Source organism: Fimbriimonadaceae bacterium (assembly GCA_019638795.1).
Lineage (GTDB): Bacteria > Armatimonadota > Fimbriimonadia > Fimbriimonadales > Fimbriimonadaceae > JAHBTB01.
Genome location: JAHBTB010000001.1, coordinates 681,508 through 702,959, shown reverse-complemented (window position 1 = coordinate 702,959; position 21,452 = coordinate 681,508). Strand labels below are relative to the sequence as shown.

Genomic DNA, 21,452 nt, shown 5'->3' with positions numbered 1-21,452 from the left:
GACGACCCACGCCCGGGCAAGTACGACGGGTGGAGGGTGAGTGCCGCGTTCCAGATCGACCGGGCCCCGTTCGACAAGATCCTCCTCGACCACGCGGCCAGTCTGGGTGTCCACGTCCAGGACGGCAACGGAGTCCACAAGACCCGGACGGCGGGAGACCGCGTCGACAGCCTGGTCTTGGCCGACGGCACGGAAGTCCGCGCCACCCACTACGTCGACGCGTCGGGTAACGCCGCGGTCTTGCGCAAGGCGCTCAAGATCGAGGTCGAAGAGCCACCTTCGCTGAAGAACATCGCCGTCTGGGACCACTGGGAGGACGCCGAGTGGGGCGTGAGTATCGGGAAGGGCGGCACCCGGATCCAAATCATGAGCCTGGGCTACGGCTGGCTGTGGTTTATCCCCATCTCGCCGACCAAGACTTCGGTCGGGCTTGTCGTGCCGGCCGACTTTTACCGAGACAGCGGCAAACGCCCCGCGGAGCTCTATGCGGAAGCGGTCGCCGCGGAGCCGAGGGTCGCCGCCCTCCTCGCCAACGCGACGGCGTCGGGAGACATCAAGGCGACCAAGGACTGGTCGTTCTCGGCCAAGCGCACCGCGGGCGAGAACTGGTTCCTCGTCGGCGAGTCGGCCGGTTTCGCCGACCCGATCCTGTCCGCGGGGATCAGCATGACGATGATCGGCGCGAAGGAGTGCGCCTACACGATCATGGAGATCGAGCGGGGGCAGCATGACGAGTCGTGGATGAAGGAGACGTTCCATGCCCGGCAAGCCCAGCGCGTCTTGCAACACATCCGGTTCGCCAACTTTTGGTACACCGGCAACGGGCACTTTTCCGACCTTGTCGAGTACACCAGTGAGATCGCCAAGGAAGCCGGGCTGAAGTTGGACGCCAAGGCCGCCTGGCAGTGGCTTGGCACGGGCGGTTTTGTTTCGCTTGAGACCGCCGGGGCCGGGCTAGCGGGCCACTCCATCGAGCAGATGAAGAACATCCAGTCGATGTTCTTCAACGAGGAGTCCGACTGGCTGATCACGAAGTACAACGAGTTCGAGCTGAACATGGACGACGTGGTCAACGACCGGACCCCGCTTTACGAGGACGGGCGGATCAAAATCGGCCGCGTCTTCCGCAAGGGGGCGGTCAAGCTGCCGGTGTCGGGCGGGTTCCGGGTCATCTTTGACATCCTGCAGACCGAGACAAAGCTGAGCGGGATCGTCCAGAAGCTTCGTGAGGTCGCTCACAAATACGGGCCGATCGCGGCCTTGGCCGGTATGGAAGCCCTGGAAGTCCTGCTCAAAGAGGGTTGGGTCATCGGTCGGCGGGTGGCCAGCGAGCCACTGCTGACGCCCCAAGACATCCCGCGCACGCCCAATATCGACTGGAACAGGGACCTGGTCGACCCCAAGGTGATCTTGTCCCCCGCGATCGAGGGCCTCTGAAGGGTGGTGAAGACAGACGTCGCGATCATCGGTGGCGGCCCAGCCGGCGCGACGGTGGGCACGCTGGTCAAGAAGTACCGTCCCGATCTGGACGTGACGATCCTGGAACGCGAAGTGTTTCCGCGTGACCACGTCGGGGAGAGCCACCTCCCGGCGATCTCGGCGGTCTTGGACGAGATGGGGGTCTGGGACAAGGTCGAGGCCGCCGGGTTCCCGGTCAAGGTCGGGGCCACGTTCAAGTGGGGGTCGCGCGAGGACCTGTGGCACACCGACTTCTTGGTCGGCGAGAAGTACGAAGACCTTCCCCGACCGGCAAAGTTTGTCGGCCAACGGGCCAAGACCGCGTACCAGGTCGACCGGTCGGTGTATGACAAGATCCTCCTCGACCATGCCGCCGCCCAAGGGTGCCGCGTCCACCAGGGCACTGGCGTCCGGTCGGTCGGTCGTGACGGTGACTTCGTCACTGGCTTGGTCGCGGACCCGGGGCTCGGCGAGGTCGAGGCAAAGTACTACGTGGACGCCTCGGGGGACAGCGGTGTCTTGCGCCGTGCCCTGGACATCGGGGTGGACAGCCCGACCAAGTTACGCAACATCGCGGTCTGGAAGTACTGGAACGACGCCGAGTGGGCCGAGACGATCGGCAAGGGTGCCACCCGCGTCCAGATACTTAGCCTCGGTTGGGGCTGGGTGTGGTTCATTCCGATCACCACGACCCGGACGTCCGTCGGTCTCGTCATGCCGGCGAGCCACTACCGGGAGAGCGGTCTCTCGACCGAGGCCCTGTACACCCGGGCCATCCAAGAAGAGCCGATGGTGGCCAAGCTTTTGGCCCGGGCCACCCCGGAACCGGCCCTCTCGGCGACCAAGGACTGGAGTTTTGTCGCCGACCGCCTGGCGGGTGCGAACTGGTTCCTCGCGGGGGACGCCTGCGGGTTTGCCGACCCGATCTTGTCCGCGGGCATGACGCTGGCCCATACCGGTGCGCGAAAGGTGGCGTTCACGGTCTTGGAGCTCGAGAGAGGCGAGACCGACCCCGAGTGGCTGAAACACCAATACGACGAAGGGCACCGGGGCCAGATCCGCCATCACATGCAGTTTGCCGACTACTGGTACTCGAGCAACGGCCACTTCGTCGACCTGAAGAACTACTGCGCCGAGATCGCGTCGGAAGCGGGGGTCAGTCTGACGCCGGAGGACGCGTTCCGATGGCTCGCCACGGGAGGGTTCACGCTGGACACCCCTGGGGTCGCGGCCGCCCTGACCTACCGTTTACGCGACATCAAGTACCTCACCGCCGAGATCGTCGGGGAGCGGTGGGGTTGGGAACTCGCCAAGACAAACACGTGGAAGCTTAACCGGGAAGGCACAAAGAAGGGAGTCATGGCCGAGTACGTCGGCGGGCGGGTACGCCAGACCGCCTGTCTCCGGCGAGGGGCCAAGGTGCTCCCGATCATGGACGTCTTCAAGCACCTCCTCAACGCCCTTCATCGCGAGACGGACAGTATTAGGATTTTGGAAGCCACCGTGAACGCGATGGTGCGGGAAGACCAGATCGAAATCGACCGGGCCCCCATGCTGGTGGTCGAGGCCATGGAGGCGATGGTCACCGAAGGGTGGATCATCGGGACGCTGGACCCCGACCGGCCCTGCATCAAAGTCCACTAGTCGAGGGGCTTGTCCCGCCCGCGTTCGGCAGCGTAGAGCTTGATGCCCCGGTTGGCGACCATCGAACCGAACCCGGCCATCGCCACCAACAGCACCACCCGCACGACGACTTGGAACATGCCGTCAGCTGCCTTGCCGAGGGCGACGGGCTCGCCGGGCTTCATTTCCATGGCCAGACGAGGCGGGACGGTGAAGATGTCGTAGGCGAGCTTGAAGGCGAAGAGGATCAGGGCCAAGCCGACGAGGAACGTCAGGAGACCAAACGTCGCTGAAAGCGCGTCGCGTCGCCGTTCAGCCATGGCACACGCCTCGGTCGCGCATTGTTGACAGGATACCGTCCGCTAGACTAGTTCGGCTTGGGGTTCAGGTGGCTTCCGGTACCGCCATGCCATCGTCAATGGAACAAGCATCATCGTCCCCGCCAAGAAGTAGGGCCAGACAGGGCCGACCTTGTAGAGGGCGTTGGCCACGACCGGGCCGATGATCCGGGCCATCGCCCCTAACGACCCGGTGACCCCCATCACTTCGCCGACGACTTCTTGGTCGGCGGCCTGGGAAATCAAGCTGAGCACCGACGGCCCGGCGACCCCGTTGCCGATCCCCATGATCGAAGCTCCGAGCAGAATCGGCCAGAGGGGCGGGACGAGAGGCATGGCAAAGAGCGTCGGCCCGGTGAGCAGGTACCCGGCCCGGACAAGGGTCAACTCGCCGAAGCGAGGGACGAGGAGCCGGATCAACCCGCCTTGGGTGACGGCGGCAACGATACCGACGACGACGAGGACGACGGTCGTCTCGGCGACCGAGATCTTGTACACGTCCTTGCCAAGCAGATAGAACGTGCTTTCGAGGTTCGTGAAGGCGAGGTTGGCGACGAAAAACAGGGCCAGGAGTTGGGCCAACTGCGGGTGGCCGAAGGCGTTGCGCAGGGCGGCCATGCGTCCCGTCGCTTGCTGGCTGGACGGCTGGGCCGCACGTCGCGACTCAGGAAGGGCAAACACGATGAAGGCGAGGTTGACCAGGGCGAACGAGGCGGAGACCCAGCCCAGGGCGAGTGGTGTGCCGTGGCCGACCTGGAGAAGCCAGGCTCCGAGCGGCGGGCCGAAAATGAAGCCGATTCCGAACGCCATGCCGAGGAGCCCCATCGCCTTGGCCCGCTCCTCCGCCGCGCTGACGTCACTGATGTAGGCCTGGGCGACGCCCATGTTAGCGGCGGCGGTGCCGAGACAGATTCTTGAGAGCCAGATGACCGGCAGGGACGTGGCATAGGCGTACAGCACGCTGGCGACCACGGCCATGGAGCAGGTGACCATGAGCACGGGCCGACGGCCGATACGGTCGCTGAGTCGGCCCAGATAGGGCGACACCAGGAACTGGGCGATGCTGAAGACGGCGAGGGTGAGGCCGTTCAGGACGCCGGCAAGGGCCGGGGAGTGGCTCCCGTGGGTCATGGCCTCGACGCGGATCTGGACGTCCGGGATGACGATGCTGAAGGACAGCATGTCCAGCATCACGGTCAAAAAGATCGCCACGATCGGCGGGGGCCGGCGCATAGGCTTTGTATTACGTCAGCTGACGGCCCTTACGTGACGGAGGGCCCTTCTTCCTCGAAGGGCCCTCGCGCCATTGACACGGAGGACGACACGTCCACTACTTGGCTTGTTCAGCCGACTCCCTTGTCGTTGACGGCGCCAAAGGAGCCCAAGGTCGGTGTGTTCTCAGGCCGTCGCCTATTGGCTCTCTCGCGGTGTCGGGGACCTTTCAGCCGGGGTTTGGCGCCCCGACTTGTCCCGGCGGTCACCTGGTCACCGCGTCACCGAGCCAATCAAGCGATTCCGGCCCGAGACCACGGGGTGGCGTTCCGCCGGCGATACCTCGTCGCGACTTCGTCGTCGCTCGTCGGCCCGGTCGTGGTGTGAGAATCCTTTCGGGACTCCACATCTGGCCCATGCCAGGTCTCTAGCTTTAGGTCTACGAGGTTAGCTGTCGGGTTAGAGCCTAGAAACCACTCTCTGCCTTCGCAGGCAGTTCACCCCGGGACTGGGTCCCCCGTCGCCCTTGCGGGCGTTCGACCAGGAATCGACGGCTTGCGCCGTCAGGACAATTATGGCATCAACAATTCGGTCATTGAGGATAAGAATCGCAAGAATGTTATTCCGTAGGTGCCGGCAGAGCCTGATTCAAGTAGGATAGAGTCCGACGCCACAGGACAAAGGACCCCTTCGGGCCCGGTGGTGTCGAAAAACCTTGATGTCCAAGTTCCTCTGTTCCGTCTTTCTTGCCGTCCTCGCCTGCCTGTGCTTTGGGGAAGACAAGGACGCGCGGGGAAGGACCATTTTGACCGTCTGGGGCCTGGCGATCTCGCCTCAGGAGAAGGGTCAGGACGCGGTGGTGCGGGAGTTTGAGCGGCGCAACCCAGACCTGAAAGTCCGTTTGCTTTCCATGGGCGCCGGCGGGATGAGCCCCCAAAAGCTCCTTACCGCCATCGTCGGCGAGGTGCCGCCGGACGCCGTCTTCCAGGACCGGTTCACGATTTCCGATTGGGCAGAGCGGGGCGCGTTCCAGTCTCTGGACGACCTGATCGCCCGGGACCGGGCCCGAGACCCCGAGACTCCGACTCCTGACCAGTACTACCCGGCGGTCTGGCAGGAAGCCTGCTACAACGGCAAGGTCTACGGGATTCCGACTGCCGCCGACAACCGCGTCCTCTACTACAACCGCGCCCTATTCAAGAAAAAGGCGGCGGCATTGCGGGCGGCGGGGCTCGACCCCGACCTGCCCCCCCGGACGTGGTCGGAGACGCTGGCCTACAGCAAGGTGCTCACCGAGAAGAACCCGGACGGTTCGCTCAAGGTCGCCGGGTTCATGCCGAACTACGGCAACAGTTGGCTCTATCTCTATTCGTTCCAGATGAACGGCGAGTTCATGTCGCCGGACGGGAAGCGGTGCACGATGGACAACCCGCGGACCAAGGCGGCCCTCGACTTCATGGTCCAAGGCTACGACATCTTGGGCGGCATGGACGACGCCAAGAAGTTCGAGGCGGGGTTCCGGGGCAACGAGAACGACCCCTTTGTGTCCGGCCAGGTCGCCATGCAGATCAACGGCGACTGGAACATCAAGAACTATTCGCGCTGGGCCCCACGGTTGGACATGGGCACCGCCCCAGCCCCGGTGCCAGACGACCGCTATTACCATCGGGGTGCGTTTCAGAACGAAAAGGACACCTTCATCACCTGGGCGGGAGGCTACGCGTGGGTGATCCCCCGGGGGGCGCGCCACCGGGAGGCGGCGTGGAAGTGGCTGAAATGGGTGAACTCCTACGAGGCCAGACTCCTGAACGCCCGCGAGCAGTCAGCCTACGACCGGAGCCAAGGCCGGCGCTACATCCCGCGCATCGAAGCCCACATCAAGGCCACCGAGGACATCGTCAAGGAGTTCGCGCCCGGAGACAGTGTGTTCGAGCAGGCCCTGCGCACGCACGTCTCGATGATGCCGTTCGCCCACATCCGGCCGCCGACGTTTGTCGCCCAAACCTTGTGGGACGAGCACGTGCGGGCCATCGAACAGGCGACCCGGCATGCCCAGACGTCCGAAGAGGCCCTCCGTGACGGCCAGGCCAAGGTCCAAAAGCTGATCGACGAGCATCTGCAACGGACCAAGTACGCGGTCGTCGACCTCAACACGGTCGGAATCATCGGCACCGTGATCGTCCTTGCCGCGATACTGGTCGCGTTCTTCCTCCTCGGCAAGGTCAAGCTGGGTCGCGTCGGCGGTCAAGAAGCCCGGGCCGGTTTCCTGTTCATCAGCCCTTTCCTGGTCGGCTTTCTGATCTTCACCCTTGGCCCGATGCTGGCGTCGCTGGTCTTCAGTTTCACCCAGTACGACGTCCTGAACGAGGCCCGCTACGTGGGGATGAACAACTTTGTCGACATCTTCAACGCCGACCGCGCGATGGTGGAGAAGTGCTTCTACAATGTCGCGTACCTGGCGGGTATCGGTATCCCGTTGGGCATCGTCACGGGCCTCGCCATCGCCCTGGTCCTCAACACGGGCGTCCGGGGACTCCGCTTCTATCGGACAGCCTTCTACCTTCCTTCGATCACGCCCGCCGTCGCGACGGTGTTCCTGTGGATGTGGATCCTGAACTCCAGCCCCGACCGAGGCATCCTCAATTACATTTGGCAAGGCACCGTCTCCAAGTGGTTCATGACACCTCCGCCCGGCTGGTTCGCAGTGGAAGCATGGGCGAAGCCGTCGCTGATCATGATCGGGCTATGGGGAGCGGGAAGCGGCATGATCCTTTGGCTCGCCGGGCTCAAGGGAGTGCCGACCACGCTCTATGAGGCCGCGTCGATCGACGGGGCGAGCAGTCGCCAACAGTTCTTCAGCATCACCTTGCCTCAACTGAGCCCCCTGATCTTCTTCAGCTCGGTCATGGGCGTGATCTCGGTGCTCCAGACCTTCGACAGTGTCTTCATCATCACCCAGGGCCTCAACACCGGCCCGAACGACTCGTTGGCGATGCCGGTCTACCACCTCTTCCTGGCCGCATTCGGCCAGTTCCGAATGGGCTATGCCAGCGCCTTCGCGTGGGTGCTCTTCCTGATCATCTTGGCGCTGACGGGGCTCCAGTTCGTGCTGAGTAAACGGTGGGTGCACTACGAGGTGGACAAGTGAACCCCGCGTGGCTGTTCCTCCTCTCCACCACGGCAAAGTGGGTGGGATGGCTGTTCCTGTTCCACGCGGTGTCTTGCGTCGTGCGCATGGCGGCGGCCCGGGCGTGGGGGGGGACGCTCCAGCAGGCCGCGGTACGGAGCGCCTGGGTGGGCGGTCTCCTTGCCGTAGTGGGACAGTTTGTGCCTGCTGACGTCGGCAGGGTCGTCGAGCCAGGGATGTGGCTGCCCTTGGCCTGGGTCTACATGCCGTTCCCCGGGTGGATGGTCGTGGCGAGCGTCGCCATGGTGGTGAACCGGGCCGTCCAGGCCAAGGGCTCGGTGACCCAGGAACAGGCGGCCGCCCTGTGGAAGGCGGCCGGGGCATGGGCGGTATCGGCGGTCGTCGGTGCGGCCTGGTTCAAGGCATGGGGGGCGGAGGTCACCTTGTTGCGCGGTGCCGTCCACGTCCAACCCACTACGGTGGCCGGTGTCCTCGCCCTCGCCGTCGTCGCGGTGTATCTCATGGCCCTGGTCCAGCGACGGGCTAAGGCGAAGGGGCTCGCCACGCGGATAGTCCAGCACATCGTTCTCCTTGCCGGCTGTGTCGTGTTCGGCGTGCCGTTCGCCTGGATGTTGGTCACGAGCTTCAAAGAAGACCGCGACATGGCGAACATCAACGGTGTCGTCTGGGTGCCCAGGGTGCAGTTGACCCACGCTTTCGACGACCCCGATCGGCCGCTCGTCCGCACGCGGCTCGACGGTCGTTCGGTCCTCGCCAACGTGACCAGTGAGTCTTCGGGGGGCACCTTGGAGCTTGAGATCGAACGCCCGTACCTCCTGCGCGGCCGCACCTTCTCGGAGAAGAAGAGCGAGGTCACCAAGGTGGACCGGCAACAGCCGGTGTGGACGTTTGACCTTGGGGGCACGGAGGTCACCGCGTTCACCGTCCAAGAACGGACGGACGGCAAGCGGGAGGCCGAGGTCTTAGAACCGGCGGCACTGAAGGGCAGGCGCTTTGTCGATGTTCCGGAAAAGTTCAAGCCGGTCCGCCAGGTGGGCCTGAGATGGCAAAACTACACCGAAGCCCTGGAATGGATGCCGTTCGAGACCAACTATGGCCTCCGTTACCTGCAGAACACCTTGGTCATCGTCGTGATGTCGGTCGTCGGCACCGTCCTCTCGTCGTCGCTCGTGGCCTATGGCTTTGGTCGGCTCCGGTTCCCCTGGCGCGACCAGTTGTTCAACCTTATGTTGGCGACGATGATGCTGCCGGCGGCGGTGACGATGATGCCTCGCTTCCTCATTTTCCGAGGGCTCGGCTGGATCGACACCCTCCTTCCATTGTGGGTGCCGGCGTTCTTTGCCAGTGCGTTCAACGTCTTTCTGCTCCGCCAGTTCTTCTCCACGATCCCCATGGAGCTCGAAGAGGCAGCCCGCATCGACGGTTGCAACTACTTCCAAACCTTTTGGAGAGTCATGTTGCCCCAGGTCAAGCCCGCCCTGGCCGCGATAGCGATTTGGACGTTCATGGGGGCATGGAACGACTTTATGGGGCCGTTGATCTACGTGATGTCGCCGGAGAACCTGCCCCTTTCGTACGCCCTTCAACTCTTCAGCGGCGACCGCGGCACCGAGGCCGGGCTGATGATGGCCTTTTCCACGATGACGGTCTTGCCGGTCGTGCTCCTCTTCTTCCTGGCCCAGAGGTACTTCATCGAGGGCGTCCAGTTGTCGGGCCTGGGTGGCCGCTGACTTTGTGATCTGTACTTTTTTTGTCAGATAGGGGTCGCATGGCAGGGTTTCAGGTTCGCGGGGACGTAGAATCAAGGGCAAGATGCTGGAAATCAAGAACCTGCACGCCCGTGTCGCCGACGGCCAGCGCGAAATTCTGCGCGGCGTCGACCTGACCGTGCGTCCGGGTGAGGTCCACGCGATCATGGGCCCCAACGGCAGCGGCAAGAGCACCCTGGCCAACGTGATCGCCGGGCGCGAGACCTATGAGGTCACCGACGGGGACGTCTTGCTTGACGGAGTCTCCCTGCTGGAAGACGAGCCCGAGACCCGGGCCCACCGGGGCGTCTTCATGGCGTTCCAATACCCAGTGGAGATCCCCGGGGTCAGCAACACCTACTTCCTGCGGGCCGCCGTGAACGCCAAGAGGAAGGCCAACGGCGAACCAGAACTCGACTCGATGAAGTTTTTGACTTTCATCAAGGAGAAGATCAAGCTTCTCGACCTGAAGAACGACCTCCTGACGCGGAGTGTGAACGAAGGGTTCAGCGGCGGCGAGAAGAAGCGGAACGAGATCTTCCAAATGGCGGTCTTGGAACCCAAACTCGGCGTCTTGGACGAGACCGACTCCGGACTCGACATTGACGCGCTCCGCACCGTCGCCGACGGCGTGAACGCCCTGCGGTCCCCCGACCGGATGTTCGTGGTCGTCACCCACTACCAGCGGCTCCTCAACTACATCGTCCCGGACTTCGTCCACGTGCTGATGGACGGTCGCATCGTCAAGAGCGGCGGCCGCGAGTTGGCGTTGGAGATGGAGGACAAGGGCTACGGTTGGATCGAACCTGAACCGGCAGGCCGGGCATGACCGCGACCAAAACCTTCGAGAGCAAGCTCGACGCCGTCTTGGCGGCCGGCGACCAGACCGCCGCCCAGAGCCCGGCTTGGCTGGCAGAGAAGCGCCGCTTGGCCCTGGACGCCTTCCGCGCGGCCGGCGTGCCGACGATGAAGGACGAGGAATGGAAGTACACGTCCCTTCGCACGGTCGCCGAAACTGAATGGTCGCCGGCCGAACCGGGCCCAGCATGGTTCGGCGACGAGTTGCCTCGTTTAGCCAAGGATTCTGCCCGCGTGGTGGTCGTCAACGGCCAACTCGACCGGAACCAGTCGGAGTTTGACGCAGGAAAGGGCGTCCGGATCGAGTCGTTGCGCGACGCCTTGGTCCAGGGCCCGGTCGACCAGTTCGGAGACGTGTCCCGGCCAGGGTCGCACCCCTTCGCGGCCCTGAACACGGCGACGTTCACCGACGGTGTCCTTGTCCGGGTCAGTGCCATGGCAGAGGCCGACCGACCGGTCGAAATCCTTCATGTCACGAGCGGGGAAGGCCAAGTGGTGGCTCCGCGAGTCCTTATCGTCGTCGAGAAGGGCGCAAAGGTGCAGGTCGTCGAGCACTACGTCAGCCATGGCGACGCGACCAACCTCACCATTCCAGTGACCGAAGTGTCGGTCGCAGAGAACGCCCAGGTGGAGCACGTCCGGGTGCAGGACGAGGCCCCGACCGGCCACCACATCGGGATGTGGGCCACCCACCAGGCGCAAGACAGCACCTACGAGTCCTACAACATCGCGTTTGGCGGTGCCTTGGCCCGATTGGACCAGGACATTTGGATCGGGGGCCGGCACACCACCACGCGGTTGGACGGGGTCGTGTTGGCCCGGGGTGGACAGGTCATTGACAACCACACCCGCCTCGACCACGCCCTCCCCGACGGCACCAGCTTCGAAATCTACAAGCAGATCGTGGACGACCGGGCCACCGTGGTGTTCAACGGCAAGATCTTTGTCCATCAGGACGCCCAGAAGACCGACGCCAAGCAAACCAACCAGGCCCTCCTGCTGTCGCCGCAGGCGACGATCAATTCCAAGCCTCAGTTGGAGATCTTTGCCGACGACGTGAAGTGCACCCACGGCGCGACGGTCGGCCAGTTGGAAGACGACCCCCTCTTCTACATGCGGTCGCGCGGCATCCCGCAGAAGCAAGCCGAGGCTGTCTTGGTCTACGCCTTCGCCGCCGAAGTGCTGGAACTCATCACAATGGCCGACGTGCGCGAGAGCCTGGAGAAGACGCTCTTCGCCCGCTTGGCCGAAGGCAGGGCAGAACTTGGCCAGCAAGACTAGCCTGCGGTCTCCCTGGCGGTGCGAGTTTCCCATCCTCGACCAAGAGGTGAACGGTAAACCGCTCGTCTATTTGGACAGTGCGGCAAGCGGCCAGAAGCCGCGGGTCGTCCTCGACACGATGGACTTCTACTACCGGATGGACAACGCCAACGTCCATCGCGGGGTCCACACATTGGGTCAGCGGTCGACCGACGCCTATGACCGTGCCCGGGCCACGGTCGCCAAGCACCTCAACGCCTCGCGACCGGAGGAAGTCGTCTTCACCAAGGGCTGCACCGAGTCGCTCAACTTGGTCGCTTCGTCTTGGGGCGGGACGAACCTGAAGGCCGGGGACGTGGTGCTTTGCTCCGTCGCTGAGCACCACGCCAACCTGGTGCCGTGGCAGATGGTCGCGCAAAGAACTGGGGCCCGGGTGCTGCCTGTCCCGGTCTTTGACGACGGTCAGTTGGATTGGGACGCCTACGTCGCCCTCCTTCGCGACCACCCGGTCAAGATGGTCGCCGTCAAGCACGTGTGCAACGCCCTGGGGACGGTCTATCCGGTCAAGCGCATGGCGGAGGAAGCCCACCAGGCCGGTGCGCTGATCACGGCGGACGGAGCCCAGGCGGTGCCCCACATGCCCGTGGACGTCCGCGACCTTGGGGTCGATTTTTATTCGGTGGCGGGGCACAAGGCGTTCGGCCCCATGGGGGTCGGTGCGTTGTACGGGCGATCGGAGCACCTGAAAGGCATGCCGCCCTACCAAGGAGGCGGCGACATGATCCGCACCGTCTCCTTTGAGGGAACGACGTTCCGTGAGCCGCCGACCCGGTTCGAGGCGGGGACGCCCAACGTCGCCGGTGTGGTCGGTATGGCCGCCGGCCTGGAGTGGTTGGCCGCCCAAGACTCCGAGGCTGTCCAGGCCCATGAGGCCGCCCTGACCCAGCGCGCCACCGCCAGCCTGGAGGAGGTCGCTGGGGTGACGGTCCTCGGCAAGACCCCCGGGAAGGCCGGCGTCGTCAGCTTCGTCACCGACTTTGCCCATCCGCATGATTTGGCGACGATCCTCGACAGCGAGGGTGTGGCGGTCAGGGCCGGGCACCATTGCTGCATGCCCCTCATGCAGAGACTTCAGGTCTCATCGACAGTACGGGCGTCATTCGCCGTCTACAATGACGACGAAGACGTCGAGGCCCTTGTCAGAGCCGTCGCCAAGGCGAAGGAGATTTTCAGCTGATGCTCGAAGAACTCTATCGCGAGACAATCCTGGACCACGGCCGCAAGCCGCGGAACAGCGGCCACATCGACGCGCCGACCCATTCAGCCGACGGGTGGAACCCCTTGTGCGGCGACCAAGTCCGGCTCTACCTGGTCGTCAAGGACGACGTCATCACCGACGTCAAGTTCGAGGGTTGTGGTTGCGCGATCAGCCAGGCAAGCACCAGTCTGATGACCGAGACAGTGAAGGGAATGACGGTAGAAGAGGCCCTCGACACCTTCGACAAGTTCCACGCCATGGTGGTCGACGGGACGGTCGAGGAGCTCGGCGGACTGGAGTGCTTGGCGGGCGTCCGCGAGTTTCCTGCCCGCATCAAGTGCGCGACTTTGGGCTGGCATGCCTTGCGTTCGGCCCTGGCCGGTGAGGAGGCGGCGAGCACTGAGTGACGATGCCGAAGCCCATTTCTACCGACCAACCGCCGCCAGAATTGAACGCCATCGAGCGTTCGCTCTTGGAGGCCGAGGTGATCGAGGCGGTCCGGACGGTCTATGACCCCGAGATCCCCGTCAATGTGTACGACCTCGGCCTCATTTACGGCGTCAACGTCAACCCGGACGCGACGGTGGACATAACGATGACCCTCACCTCGCCTGCCTGCCCGGTCGCGGGAATCCTTCCGGGAGAGGTCGAGGGGGCCGCCCGCTCGGCCCCGGGAGTGCGCGACGTCACCGTAGACTTAGTCTGGGACCCACCGTTCACGATCGACCGGATCCCCGAACACATCAGGTTAGAACTCGGTTTGTACTACTAAGGTCACTACACCATGAAAATAAGTGCGCAGGAAGAATACGGGCTCCGTTGCGTGGTCTCTCTCGCACGGATCGGGGGCGGTGGCTCGATGACCATCCCGGAGATCAGCCGGGTCGAGGGGCTGAGCCAGTCGCACGTGGCCAAGCTGCTCGCGATCTTGCGGCGTGCCGGTATCGTGACGGCCAGCCGTGGGCAGGTCGGCGGCTACCGCCTGGCCCGGAGCGCCGAGTCGATCGCCTTGCGTGAAATCTTGGCCCCCCTGGGCGGCCACCTCTTCAGCCCTGAGTTTTGCGCCCGGCACACCGGCCTGGAGGCCAATTGCCTCCACCAGACGGACTGCATGTTACGGCCGTTGTGGTCGAACATCGACGCGGCGGTGAACGCCGTCGTCGACCGCTACACGCTGGCCGACCTTGTGGCGGGCAAGATCGAGGGCCCCCTCGTCCAAGTCGAGTCAGGCGGGCGTCCCAAGGCGGGGGCCCGGTGAGTTTCCCCGTCGAAGTCGACCCCTTGGCCGCCGCCCAAGTCGCCAAACTTCTGGCGCGCAAGGGCGCGCCTGGGACGTTTTTGCGCATTGGAGTGAAGGGCGGGGGATGCTCCGGCTTGGAATACGTGTTCCGCCTGGACGACCGACGCCTGGACATTGACGAAAGCGTCATCGTCGACGGTGTCGAGATTGTCTGCGACGCGAAGTCCGCACAGTTTTTGGCGGGGGCCCGACTGGTCTACACCGGCAATCTGATCGGTGGCGGCTTCGCCTTCGAGAACCCGAACGCCGCGCGCCAATGCGGGTGTGGCACGAGTTTCACGCCAAAGAAGCCAGCCTAAAACAGCTTGCTGCCGTTGGGCACTGGTCGCTCGGGGCCCGCGAGGACGACGGCGCCGTCCTCGTCAGCAAACCCCGTCACAAGGCATTCGCTGACCCACGGTCCGATCTGCTTCGGCGGGAAGTTGACGACCCCGATGACTTGCCGCCCCACCAAGTCCTCAGGACGGTAGTGGGTGGTGACTTGGGCGCTTGACCGGAGGACGCCCCGCGTCCCAAAGTCGACCCACAGCTTGTAGGCAGGTTTGCGGGCTTCGGGGAACAACTCCGCGCGGACCACCGTCCCCACCACGAGGTCGACCTTGACGAAGTCTTCCCACTGGATCAAGTCCATCTTGGCCCCATTTTGGCGCTGGTGACCGTGTATCCTCAGCCTGATGCCGACGGTTTTCACGATCGGCTATAGCCAGGACACCTTCGCGCCTTTCGAGGAGCGGTTGGCCCAGCATGGGATCGACCTCCTTGTCGACGTGCGGAGTTCGCCTTGGTCCCACTATCAGACTGACTTCCGCTACGGCGTGATCGAGGGCCTGTGCCGCCAAGTCGGCTTGGAATACCGCCATATGGGTGACCGTCTCGGCGGAAAGCCTGACAATCCGGACCTCCTGACCGACGGCGTCCCTGACTATGCGAAGGTCCGCGAGTGGGAGCCGTTCCAGCATGCGCTGAACGAAGTCGCCGGATTGGCGGGGGTCCGACGTCTCGTTCTCATGTGCGGCTGTGCGAAGCCGCTCCGGTGCCATCGCGGCACCTTGCTCACGCCTGAGTTGGTCCGCCGTGGGCTTGTGGTGAAGCACATCGTCGCCGACGGCGTGCTCTTGACCCATGAAGAGGCCGAGTTGGAAGAGAGTGGCGGTCAGGGGACGTTGTTCTAGCGTCCGTCAGTCCTTGATGCCACAGAACGCCTTGTAGTTGGCGATGACCTTGCGGACGTAGTTCTGGGTTTCCTTGTACGGCGGCACCTGGTAGCCGTACTTCTTGACCGCGCCATGGCCCGCGTTGTAGGCGGCGAGCGAGAGGATCAGGGCGTTCCACGTCTCACCGTGGGTCTTGCTGTACTTCTCGATGTCCTCGCGCAGGAGCCTGACTGTCGCGTACAGGTTCTGGTCTGTCGCGTAGGCGTCGGAAAGGCCGAACCTGGCCTTCTCGTCGGGCATGATCTGACCAAGGCCCATCGCGCCCTTGTGGCTGGTCGTCGCCGGGCGGAAGTCGCTCTCGGCCTGGACAAGGGCCATCACCAGCCGAGGGTCGACCCCGTAGCGGACGCCGTAGCCGACGATGGCCCGGGCGATCTGCTCGGCGTCTTCGTTGGGCAGCTTCCGGTTGACCGACTTGATGTAGGCGGCGTACCTGGGCACCATCGCCTCGGTCTCGGCGGAGAACGGCGGGTTGTCACCCAATGGCGAAACCCCCAAGGCGGGCGGGATGTTGCCGGGCAGGGGCGCAGGCCTGCCCTTGCCTCCGCGTGACGCCGGCGGCTTGGCCGCCCGCTTCCTTGCCTCCGCGGCCTTTCTGGCTTCCTCGGCGGCGCGAAGTTTTGCTTCGTACTGTGCGACGTCGCCCTCGGGCCAGGCGGCGATGATTTGGGCGTCGGCCTTGGAAGACTCTCCCGAGCGGGAAGCCCGCACGATGAGCCGGGCCGCGACATTGGAAAACGTCATCCAGTCCGGCACCTTCTTGGAACTGACGTAGATGTCGCCACCTTCGGGGTTGACGAGGATGATCGTGGTGGCGTCACCCACCGAGATGGAGCCGCTGATGACGCCCTGCACCTCGACGACACGGTCGCCGACAAACGTGTCGAGCGCGATGGACGAAGCGGCCTGGGTGATTCCGTACTGCTTCCGCACCTTGAGGTACTCGTCCAGACTGGACTGCGCCGAAGCCAGGACGGGGACGGCAACGAGGGCCAAGGCCAGAGCGCGGGTCATCGTCATCTTGCTTCTTCCTGGCGCGTCCAAACCGAAGAGCGACCTGGCGGACAGGGCGGGATTCGAACCCGCGAGGGGCAATCGCCCCTACTCACTTAGCAGGCGAGCGCTTTCGACCACTCAGCCACCTGTCCGCGAACCGCTATTTTAGCATATTCGGCACAAATGGGTCGGTCTCGTGTGGAGGACAGGTCCCCCGCCCCCGCCGCCCGCTGGGTAGGGTCAGCCCGTGAACGACTTGGTGACCCTCAACCTTGCCCCCGGCAAAGAGAAGAAGATCCGGGGGCGATACCCATGGGTACAGCGAGGTGAACTTTTGCCCGGGCCCCGGCCGGAGGACGGCGCGCTGGCCCGGTTGGTCGACCATGAGGGGCGGTTTCTGGCGGTGGGGACCTACAACGGGGCCAGTCGGTTTCCCTTCCGGGTCATGACGCTCGAGGACGAGGCGGTCGACGAGGGGTTCTTCGCCCGCCGGTTCAAGGCCGCGCTGGCGGCGCGCGAACGCCTTGTGACCGACACCGACGCCCGGCGCGTCCTGTTCAGCGAGGCAGACGGTGTGCCTGGCCTCATCGTAGACGACTATGCGGGGCACCTGGTGCTCCAGGTACGGACTCTGGGAGCGGAGCGGCTGCGGGACGCCTGGCTGCCCGCCCTGGTCGATGTCTTCGCCCCCCGCTCCATCTTTGAGAAGAGCGACATGGCGGGGAGGGAAGAAGAAGGACTGGCCCCCGTCACGGGTCCAGTGCACGGAGACTGCCCGCCGGTCGTGCGGATGACGGAGTCTGGGCTCGTTATGGAGGTTCCTATCCTCGGTGGCCTCAAGACCGGCGGCTATCTGGACCAGCGCAACTCGCGCCGGCTCCTGGCTTCGCTCGTCCGGCCCGGCCAGAAGGTTTTGGACTGCTTTTGCTACACCGGGGGCTTTGCCCTTGCCGCCGCTCGGTCCGGCGCGACCGCCTACGGGGTGGACATCCACCCCGTCGCGATCGAGTCGGCCCGGACCAACGCGAGGTTGAACGGCCTCGAGGTCCCGTTTGTCCAAGCCAACGCCTTCGACTTCTTGGTCGAAGAAGCTGCCAGCCTGGGCCAGTTCGACTGGATCATTCTTGACCCGCCCGCCATCGCCAAGGACAAGTCGAAGCGGGACAGCCTCAAGTGGGCGATATGGAAACTTGTCTGCCGCGCGCTCCCTCTGTTGGCTCCGGGTGGCCGTCTTGTCGTCTGCAACTGCAGTTACCAGCTCCCATTGGCAGAAACCATCGACGTTTGCCGTTTGGCGGCAAACGACATGGGCAAATCGTTATTCCTAGAAGGAGTGACCTATCAAGACCTTGACCATCCCGCCCCGGTCACCTTTCCCGAGGCCCTCTATCTGAAATGTGTCTGGCTCAGGACGGAATAAATGCCAGAAATACGCATAAATTGGCAACCGCGCTTTACACAGCTTTTCCACTGGCAGTATAGTGACGTGGTCGCACGTGGGACGCGACAGGCCGGAAATGGATTTCGGGCCAGGAGGATCACGGAGGATGCTGACGGAGGGACCGTCGTTGGACTTGTCACGTATTGCCGCTGGGACCGGCGAGACTGGGGTGGCCGTCTGGGCCATTGACCCCCGCTCGACGCAATATCTGGTCGACCATCCCGGGTGCTCGCCGATCGATGAAGAGACACATGTCTTCACTGGTCCCGGCTGGGGCAGGTTGTTCGCGGATTTTGTCGACGGTCTGCAGAGCCAGGAGAGGCGATCGTTCGTCGCCGCGTCCCTTGAGCACGGCCGGAAGCCCAGCCCATGGGCGTGCGTCGACCTCGACACCATGTTGCTTCGGACCCAGACGCCTTGGTTCGACGGGGTGTTGCGCCACGGGATGACCAGTCACTTCCAGCCGATCGTCGACGTGCGGACAGGCGACACGGTGGCCCACGAGGCACTGGCCCGAGGTTGGCACCAAGAGCTGAACCTAAGCGGTGGGCAGATCTTGGAGGCGGCCCGGGCCCACGGGCGGTCGATGGAGTTTGACGCCCGGGCCCGGGAGAACGCTTTCGCGGTGGCCTCCCGTTCGATCGTGAGCACGGGGGGGCTGTTCGTCAACGTGTTCCCGACCGCGTTCACTGACGCCGCGTCCGACATGGCCAAACTGGCCGATGAGATCGACGCCTTTGAACTGCGCCGCGACCGGGTCACGCTTGAACTGCTGGAGTCAGGGGACGCCGCAGACGACGTCCTGCTGGTCGAAGTCGCCCATGCGGCCCGGCGCGAGGGAATCAAAGTCGCCCTCGACGATGTGGGGGCGGGCAACAACACCCTCAGCCATATCGACCGGGTCCGGCCCGACTACGTGAAGTTTGACCGCGCCCTCTGTCCGGTGACGCCGACCGAGGCCGACGTCTCGCTGTTTGTCGGGGTCGTCGACTATGCCCACAGCAAGGGGGCGGTCGTCGTCGCCGAGGGCATTGAGACGGAAGCCCAGTATCGGACGGCGATGGACTGCGGCGCGGACATGGCCCAGGGCTACTACATCGGCCGTCCTGGCCCGGCGCCGGACCTTGAGGTCCCGGCGTGCGCGGTTTAGCGGGGACAAATCCGTCCCTGACGCATTTCCGCTAACATGAACGGTATGGGCATGTCGATTCTCGCGGGCCTCGCCTTGGCGTCGTGCACGATGACCGCGCCGGTGCACCAGGCTAAGCAAGACGACCCCAAGGCGACGACCTACGCGGGCCTGACTGTCGAAAATGCCAGCCCGAAGCGGGCCGACAAGGTGGTCAAGTCGGACGCGCAATGGAAAAAGCAGCTCACGCCGGAGCAGTACAAGATCTTGCGCGCCAAGGACACCGAGAAGCCATTCTGCGGCGGCCTGCTTCATGTGGACAAGCCCGGCACGTTCGTTTGCGCAGGGTGCGGCCTGCCCCTGTTCACAACGGCGGCCAAGTTCGAGAGCGGCACGGGATGGCCGTCGTTCTTCCAGCCCATCAAGCGGGAAAACGTGTGGCTCCGTGTCGACCGGAGCTACGGAATGACCCGGTACGAAGTCTTGTGCGCCCGGTGTGACGGACACCTGGGGCACGTTTTTGACGACGGGCCTGTCGACAAGACCGGCATCCGATACTGCATCAATTCGGAATCAATGAAGTTCGTCCCGGACAAGTCGTAGGTGCCCGACCTGGCGGTCGGGGGATATGATCTCCGAATGCGTCTTCTGACCGGCCTCCTCCTCGCGGCCTTGGCTTCGGCGGCCCACGCCCAAGATTGGGCCGCGCACTACGACAAGTTTGAGTACCGGATCCCGATGAGGGACGGTGTCCGCCTCTACACCGCCGTCTATGTCCCGAAGCAAGGTGACGACGGGCCCGACCGGACGCACCCCATGCTCATGGAACGCACACCGTACGGTTGCCATCCGTACGGAAAGGACAAGATCAGGCCGCATTTTGGGGCGTCGACCAAGTTCTTCGACCTGCGCTACATCATCGTCAACCAGGACGTGCGGGGCCGCTACATGTCGGAAGGGGATTTCGAGGACGTGCGACCGATCAAGGGGGCCCGCACCGGCCCCAGGGACGCCGACGAGGTGACCGACACCTACGACACGATCGAGTTCCTCGTCAAGAACGTGCCGAAGAACAACGGCAGGGTCGGGGTCGCGGGGATCAGCTATCCGGGAGGCTATGCCGCAGAGGCGGCCATGTGCCCCCACCCGGCCCTGAAAGCGGTCTCACCTCAGGCCCCGACAGGCGACTGGTGGCGGGGCGACGACTTTCACCACAACGGGGCCTTGATGTTCCAAGACTGCGTCGGGTTCTTTTCCGGATTTGCCGGCCGACGGGTGGGCGGCCCGAGTGAGGAAGACACCCGGACCGCCACCGTGTCGTGGGGAGACGACGCCTACGACTTCTTCCTCCGCCTGGGCCCGCTCAGCAACGTCGACAAGGAGTACTTCCATGGGCGCCAACCGTTCTGGAACAACGTGGTCAAGCACCCGGACTTTGACGACTTCTGGAAGGCCCGGAGCTTGCCCCTCCGCCTGCGCAACGTCCGACCGGACATGCTGTGGGTGGCGGGCTGGTATGACGCTGAGGACCAATTCGGCCCCTTGGCCTGCTACCGTGCGGTGCGGTCGCGCCCTGGCAAGGGAGAGGCCTATCTGGTTGTCGGCCCGTGGTTCCATGGGTGCTGGCACTTGGGTGAGGCCAACCGGGGCTCGTTCCCCGACTGGATGGTGGACACCGCCAAGACCTTCAAGGAGTCGATCGAGTTTCCGTTCTTCGACGACCGGTTGCGGGGTCACCGGGCCACCACTCGTCGACAGCCGCTGGTGAGTGTCGTCAACACGACGGACATGAACTGGCGACGGTTCGCCGCTTGGCCACCCGCCACCACGCCGATGTCGCTTTACGCGGCGCCCGGGGGGCTCTCCTTCACGCGGCCCAAGCAGCGAGGCGACTTTTCCTACACGTCTGACCCGGCCAAACCCGTCCCCTACTATCCGGGCAAGCTGACTGGCCGGAACACCCAGTACATGCTGCCGGAACCCTTGCCCGCCGAACTGGCTGACACGGTGACGCTGGTGGCCCCGCCTCTTGGACGGGACGTGACCGTCGCCGGGCCGATCGACGTCGACCTTTACGTCAAATCGACGGGGACGGACGCCGACTTCGTCGTCCGGGTGGGCGAGCAGGGCGAGACGGCCGGCCACGACCCCGCGGTCAAGTTCATCCGGAGCGACGTCATGCGGGCCAAGTACCGCGAGAGCCTTTCGCGGCCGACTCCCCTCGCGCCGGGCAAGGTGGAGCGAGTCCACTTCCGGCTGAACGACGTCTTCCACACCTGGAAGAAGGGGACGCGCCTCGTCGTCAGGGTCCAGTCCAGTTGGTTCCCGTTGATCGACCGGAACCCCCAAACGTTCTGCGACATCTACCACGCCCAGGAGAAAGACTTTGTCAAGGCCGTCCAATCCATCCTCTACGGACCGACGACCCCGACGAGGGTGACCCTTCCTCTGCTATCCTCAAACTAGAGC

General features: G+C 64.3%; 20 protein-coding genes and 1 tRNA gene. 16 read left to right on the top strand and 5 right to left on the bottom strand.

Annotated features, from left to right (window positions below; translation table 11 throughout):
* On the top strand, positions 1-1,437 hold a 1,437-nt coding region (locus tag KF857_03405; GenBank protein MBX3111031.1), incomplete at its 5' end, for a tryptophan 7-halogenase.
* Between the two features lie 6 nt (positions 1,438-1,443).
* Positions 1,444-3,102: a tryptophan 7-halogenase gene (locus KF857_03400; protein ID MBX3111030.1), complete on the top strand. Its 1,659-nt coding sequence runs from the start codon at positions 1,444-1,446 to the stop codon at positions 3,100-3,102.
* On the opposite strand, the gene KF857_03395 is transcribed toward KF857_03400, so the two are convergent.
* Together KF857_03395 and KF857_03390 are read right to left on the bottom strand one after the other, a co-directional pair.
* Positions 3,099-3,401, bottom strand: coding sequence for a hypothetical protein (locus KF857_03395; protein MBX3111029.1), 303 nt, complete (start codon positions 3,399-3,401; stop codon positions 3,099-3,101). The genes KF857_03400 and KF857_03395 overlap by 4 nt on opposite strands.
* 42 nt (positions 3,402-3,443) lie before the next feature.
* Positions 3,444-4,652 carry an MFS transporter gene (locus KF857_03390; GenBank protein MBX3111028.1) on the bottom strand — a complete coding sequence of 403 codons (1,209 nt, stop codon included), beginning with the start codon at positions 4,650-4,652 and terminating at the stop codon, positions 3,444-3,446.
* A gap of 697 nt (positions 4,653-5,349) precedes the next feature.
* Here KF857_03390 and KF857_03385 point away from each other — a divergent pair.
* The 9 genes from KF857_03385 (at position 5,350) to KF857_03345 (ending at position 14,502) form a co-directional block, all read left to right on the top strand.
* Positions 5,350-7,779 carry an extracellular solute-binding protein gene (locus tag KF857_03385; protein ID MBX3111027.1) on the top strand — a complete coding sequence of 810 codons (2,430 nt, stop codon included), beginning with the start codon at positions 5,350-5,352 and terminating at the stop codon, positions 7,777-7,779.
* Positions 7,776-9,509 carry a carbohydrate ABC transporter permease gene (locus KF857_03380; protein ID MBX3111026.1) on the top strand — a complete coding sequence of 578 codons (1,734 nt, stop codon included), beginning with the start codon at positions 7,776-7,778 and terminating at the stop codon, positions 9,507-9,509. The genes KF857_03385 and KF857_03380 overlap by 4 nt, the downstream gene beginning before the upstream one ends.
* 82 nt (positions 9,510-9,591) lie before the next feature.
* Entirely contained in the window at positions 9,592-10,356 is a 765-nt protein-coding gene (sufC, locus tag KF857_03375; GenBank protein ID MBX3111025.1) for a Fe-S cluster assembly ATPase SufC, read from the top strand.
* The gene (sufD, locus tag KF857_03370) at positions 10,353-11,666 is read left to right on the top strand and encodes a Fe-S cluster assembly protein SufD (protein MBX3111024.1); all 1,314 of its coding nucleotides are present in this window, start codon (positions 10,353-10,355) and stop codon (positions 11,664-11,666) included. The genes sufC and sufD overlap by 4 nt, the downstream gene beginning before the upstream one ends.
* Complete coding sequence (locus tag KF857_03365; GenBank protein MBX3111023.1) at positions 11,650-12,882, top strand: SufS family cysteine desulfurase; 1,233 nt, start codon at positions 11,650-11,652, stop codon at positions 12,880-12,882. Before sufD ends, KF857_03365 begins: the two co-directional genes overlap by 17 nt.
* Positions 12,882-13,310 carry an SUF system NifU family Fe-S cluster assembly protein gene (locus KF857_03360; GenBank protein ID MBX3111022.1) on the top strand — a complete coding sequence of 143 codons (429 nt, stop codon included), beginning with the start codon at positions 12,882-12,884 and terminating at the stop codon, positions 13,308-13,310. Before KF857_03365 ends, KF857_03360 begins: the two co-directional genes overlap by 1 nt.
* Positions 13,311-13,312: 2 nt before the next feature.
* The gene (locus tag KF857_03355) at positions 13,313-13,675 is read left to right on the top strand and encodes a DUF59 domain-containing protein (GenBank protein MBX3111021.1); all 363 of its coding nucleotides are present in this window, start codon (positions 13,313-13,315) and stop codon (positions 13,673-13,675) included.
* Positions 13,676-13,726: 51 nt separating this feature from the next.
* Positions 13,727-14,161 (top strand): Rrf2 family transcriptional regulator, encoded by a 435-nt coding sequence (locus KF857_03350; protein MBX3111020.1) that lies wholly within the window; start codon positions 13,727-13,729, stop codon positions 14,159-14,161.
* Positions 14,158-14,502 (top strand): iron-sulfur cluster assembly accessory protein, encoded by a 345-nt coding sequence (locus KF857_03345; GenBank protein ID MBX3111019.1) that lies wholly within the window; start codon positions 14,158-14,160, stop codon positions 14,500-14,502. Before KF857_03350 ends, KF857_03345 begins: the two co-directional genes overlap by 4 nt.
* Here the strand turns inward: KF857_03345 and KF857_03340 are convergent.
* The gene (locus tag KF857_03340) at positions 14,499-14,834 is read right to left on the bottom strand and encodes a tRNA-binding protein (GenBank protein MBX3111018.1); all 336 of its coding nucleotides are present in this window, start codon (positions 14,832-14,834) and stop codon (positions 14,499-14,501) included. The genes KF857_03345 and KF857_03340 overlap by 4 nt on opposite strands.
* A gap of 43 nt (positions 14,835-14,877) precedes the next feature.
* Here KF857_03340 and KF857_03335 point away from each other — a divergent pair, with 43 nt between their 5' ends.
* Positions 14,878-15,375 carry a DUF488 domain-containing protein gene (locus tag KF857_03335; GenBank protein MBX3111017.1) on the top strand — a complete coding sequence of 166 codons (498 nt, stop codon included), beginning with the start codon at positions 14,878-14,880 and terminating at the stop codon, positions 15,373-15,375.
* A 6-nt stretch (positions 15,376-15,381) separates the two neighbouring features.
* Here the strand turns inward: KF857_03335 and KF857_03330 are convergent, their stop codons facing one another.
* Positions 15,382-16,431: a lytic transglycosylase domain-containing protein gene (locus KF857_03330; protein ID MBX3111016.1), complete on the bottom strand. Its 1,050-nt coding sequence runs from the start codon at positions 16,429-16,431 to the stop codon at positions 15,382-15,384.
* Between the two features lie 44 nt (positions 16,432-16,475).
* Positions 16,476-16,565, bottom strand: a tRNA-Ser gene (locus KF857_03325).
* Between the two features lie 95 nt (positions 16,566-16,660).
* Here KF857_03325 and KF857_03320 point away from each other — a divergent pair.
* The 4 genes from KF857_03320 to KF857_03305 all read left to right on the top strand — a co-directional run bounded on the left by KF857_03320 (position 16,661) and on the right by KF857_03305 (position 21,449).
* Positions 16,661-17,833, top strand: coding sequence for a class I SAM-dependent rRNA methyltransferase (locus KF857_03320; protein ID MBX3111015.1), 1,173 nt, complete (start codon positions 16,661-16,663; stop codon positions 17,831-17,833).
* Positions 17,834-18,134: 301 nt separating this feature from the next.
* The gene (locus tag KF857_03315) at positions 18,135-19,004 is read left to right on the top strand and encodes an EAL domain-containing protein (protein MBX3111014.1); all 870 of its coding nucleotides are present in this window, start codon (positions 18,135-18,137) and stop codon (positions 19,002-19,004) included.
* 51 nt (positions 19,005-19,055) lie between these two features.
* Positions 19,056-19,586, top strand: a complete 531-nt coding sequence (gene msrB / locus KF857_03310) for a peptide-methionine (R)-S-oxide reductase MsrB (GenBank protein MBX3111013.1) — start codon at positions 19,056-19,058, stop codon at positions 19,584-19,586.
* A gap of 36 nt (positions 19,587-19,622) precedes the next feature.
* Entirely contained in the window at positions 19,623-21,449 is a 1,827-nt protein-coding gene (locus KF857_03305) for a CocE/NonD family hydrolase (protein ID MBX3111012.1), read from the top strand.
* The last annotated feature ends 3 nt before the right edge of the window (positions 21,450-21,452 follow it).

Excerpts from the sequence above, each read along its gene's own strand:
- msrB (MBX3111013.1), top strand. The coding sequence starts at position 19,056 with ATGTCGATTCTCGCGGGCCTCGCCTTGGCGTCGTGCACGATGACCGCG.
- KF857_03395 (MBX3111029.1), bottom strand. The coding sequence starts at position 3,401 with ATGGCTGAACGGCGACGCGACGCGCTTTCAGCGACGTTTGGTCTCCTG.
- KF857_03360 (MBX3111022.1), top strand. The coding sequence starts at position 12,882 with ATGCTCGAAGAACTCTATCGCGAGACAATCCTGGACCACGGCCGCAAG.
- KF857_03305 (MBX3111012.1), top strand. The coding sequence starts at position 19,623 with ATGCGTCTTCTGACCGGCCTCCTCCTCGCGGCCTTGGCTTCGGCGGCC.
- KF857_03335 (MBX3111017.1), top strand. The coding sequence starts at position 14,878 with ATGCCGACGGTTTTCACGATCGGCTATAGCCAGGACACCTTCGCGCCT.
- sufC (MBX3111025.1), top strand. The coding sequence starts at position 9,592 with ATGCTGGAAATCAAGAACCTGCACGCCCGTGTCGCCGACGGCCAGCGC.
- KF857_03355 (MBX3111021.1), top strand. The coding sequence starts at position 13,313 with ATGCCGAAGCCCATTTCTACCGACCAACCGCCGCCAGAATTGAACGCC.
- KF857_03330 (MBX3111016.1), bottom strand. The coding sequence starts at position 16,431 with ATGACCCGCGCTCTGGCCTTGGCCCTCGTTGCCGTCCCCGTCCTGGCT.
- sufD (MBX3111024.1), top strand. The coding sequence starts at position 10,353 with ATGACCGCGACCAAAACCTTCGAGAGCAAGCTCGACGCCGTCTTGGCG.
- KF857_03390 (MBX3111028.1), bottom strand. The coding sequence starts at position 4,652 with ATGCGCCGGCCCCCGCCGATCGTGGCGATCTTTTTGACCGTGATGCTG.
- KF857_03385 (MBX3111027.1), top strand. The coding sequence starts at position 5,350 with ATGTCCAAGTTCCTCTGTTCCGTCTTTCTTGCCGTCCTCGCCTGCCTG.
- KF857_03340 (MBX3111018.1), bottom strand. The coding sequence starts at position 14,834 with ATGGACTTGATCCAGTGGGAAGACTTCGTCAAGGTCGACCTCGTGGTG.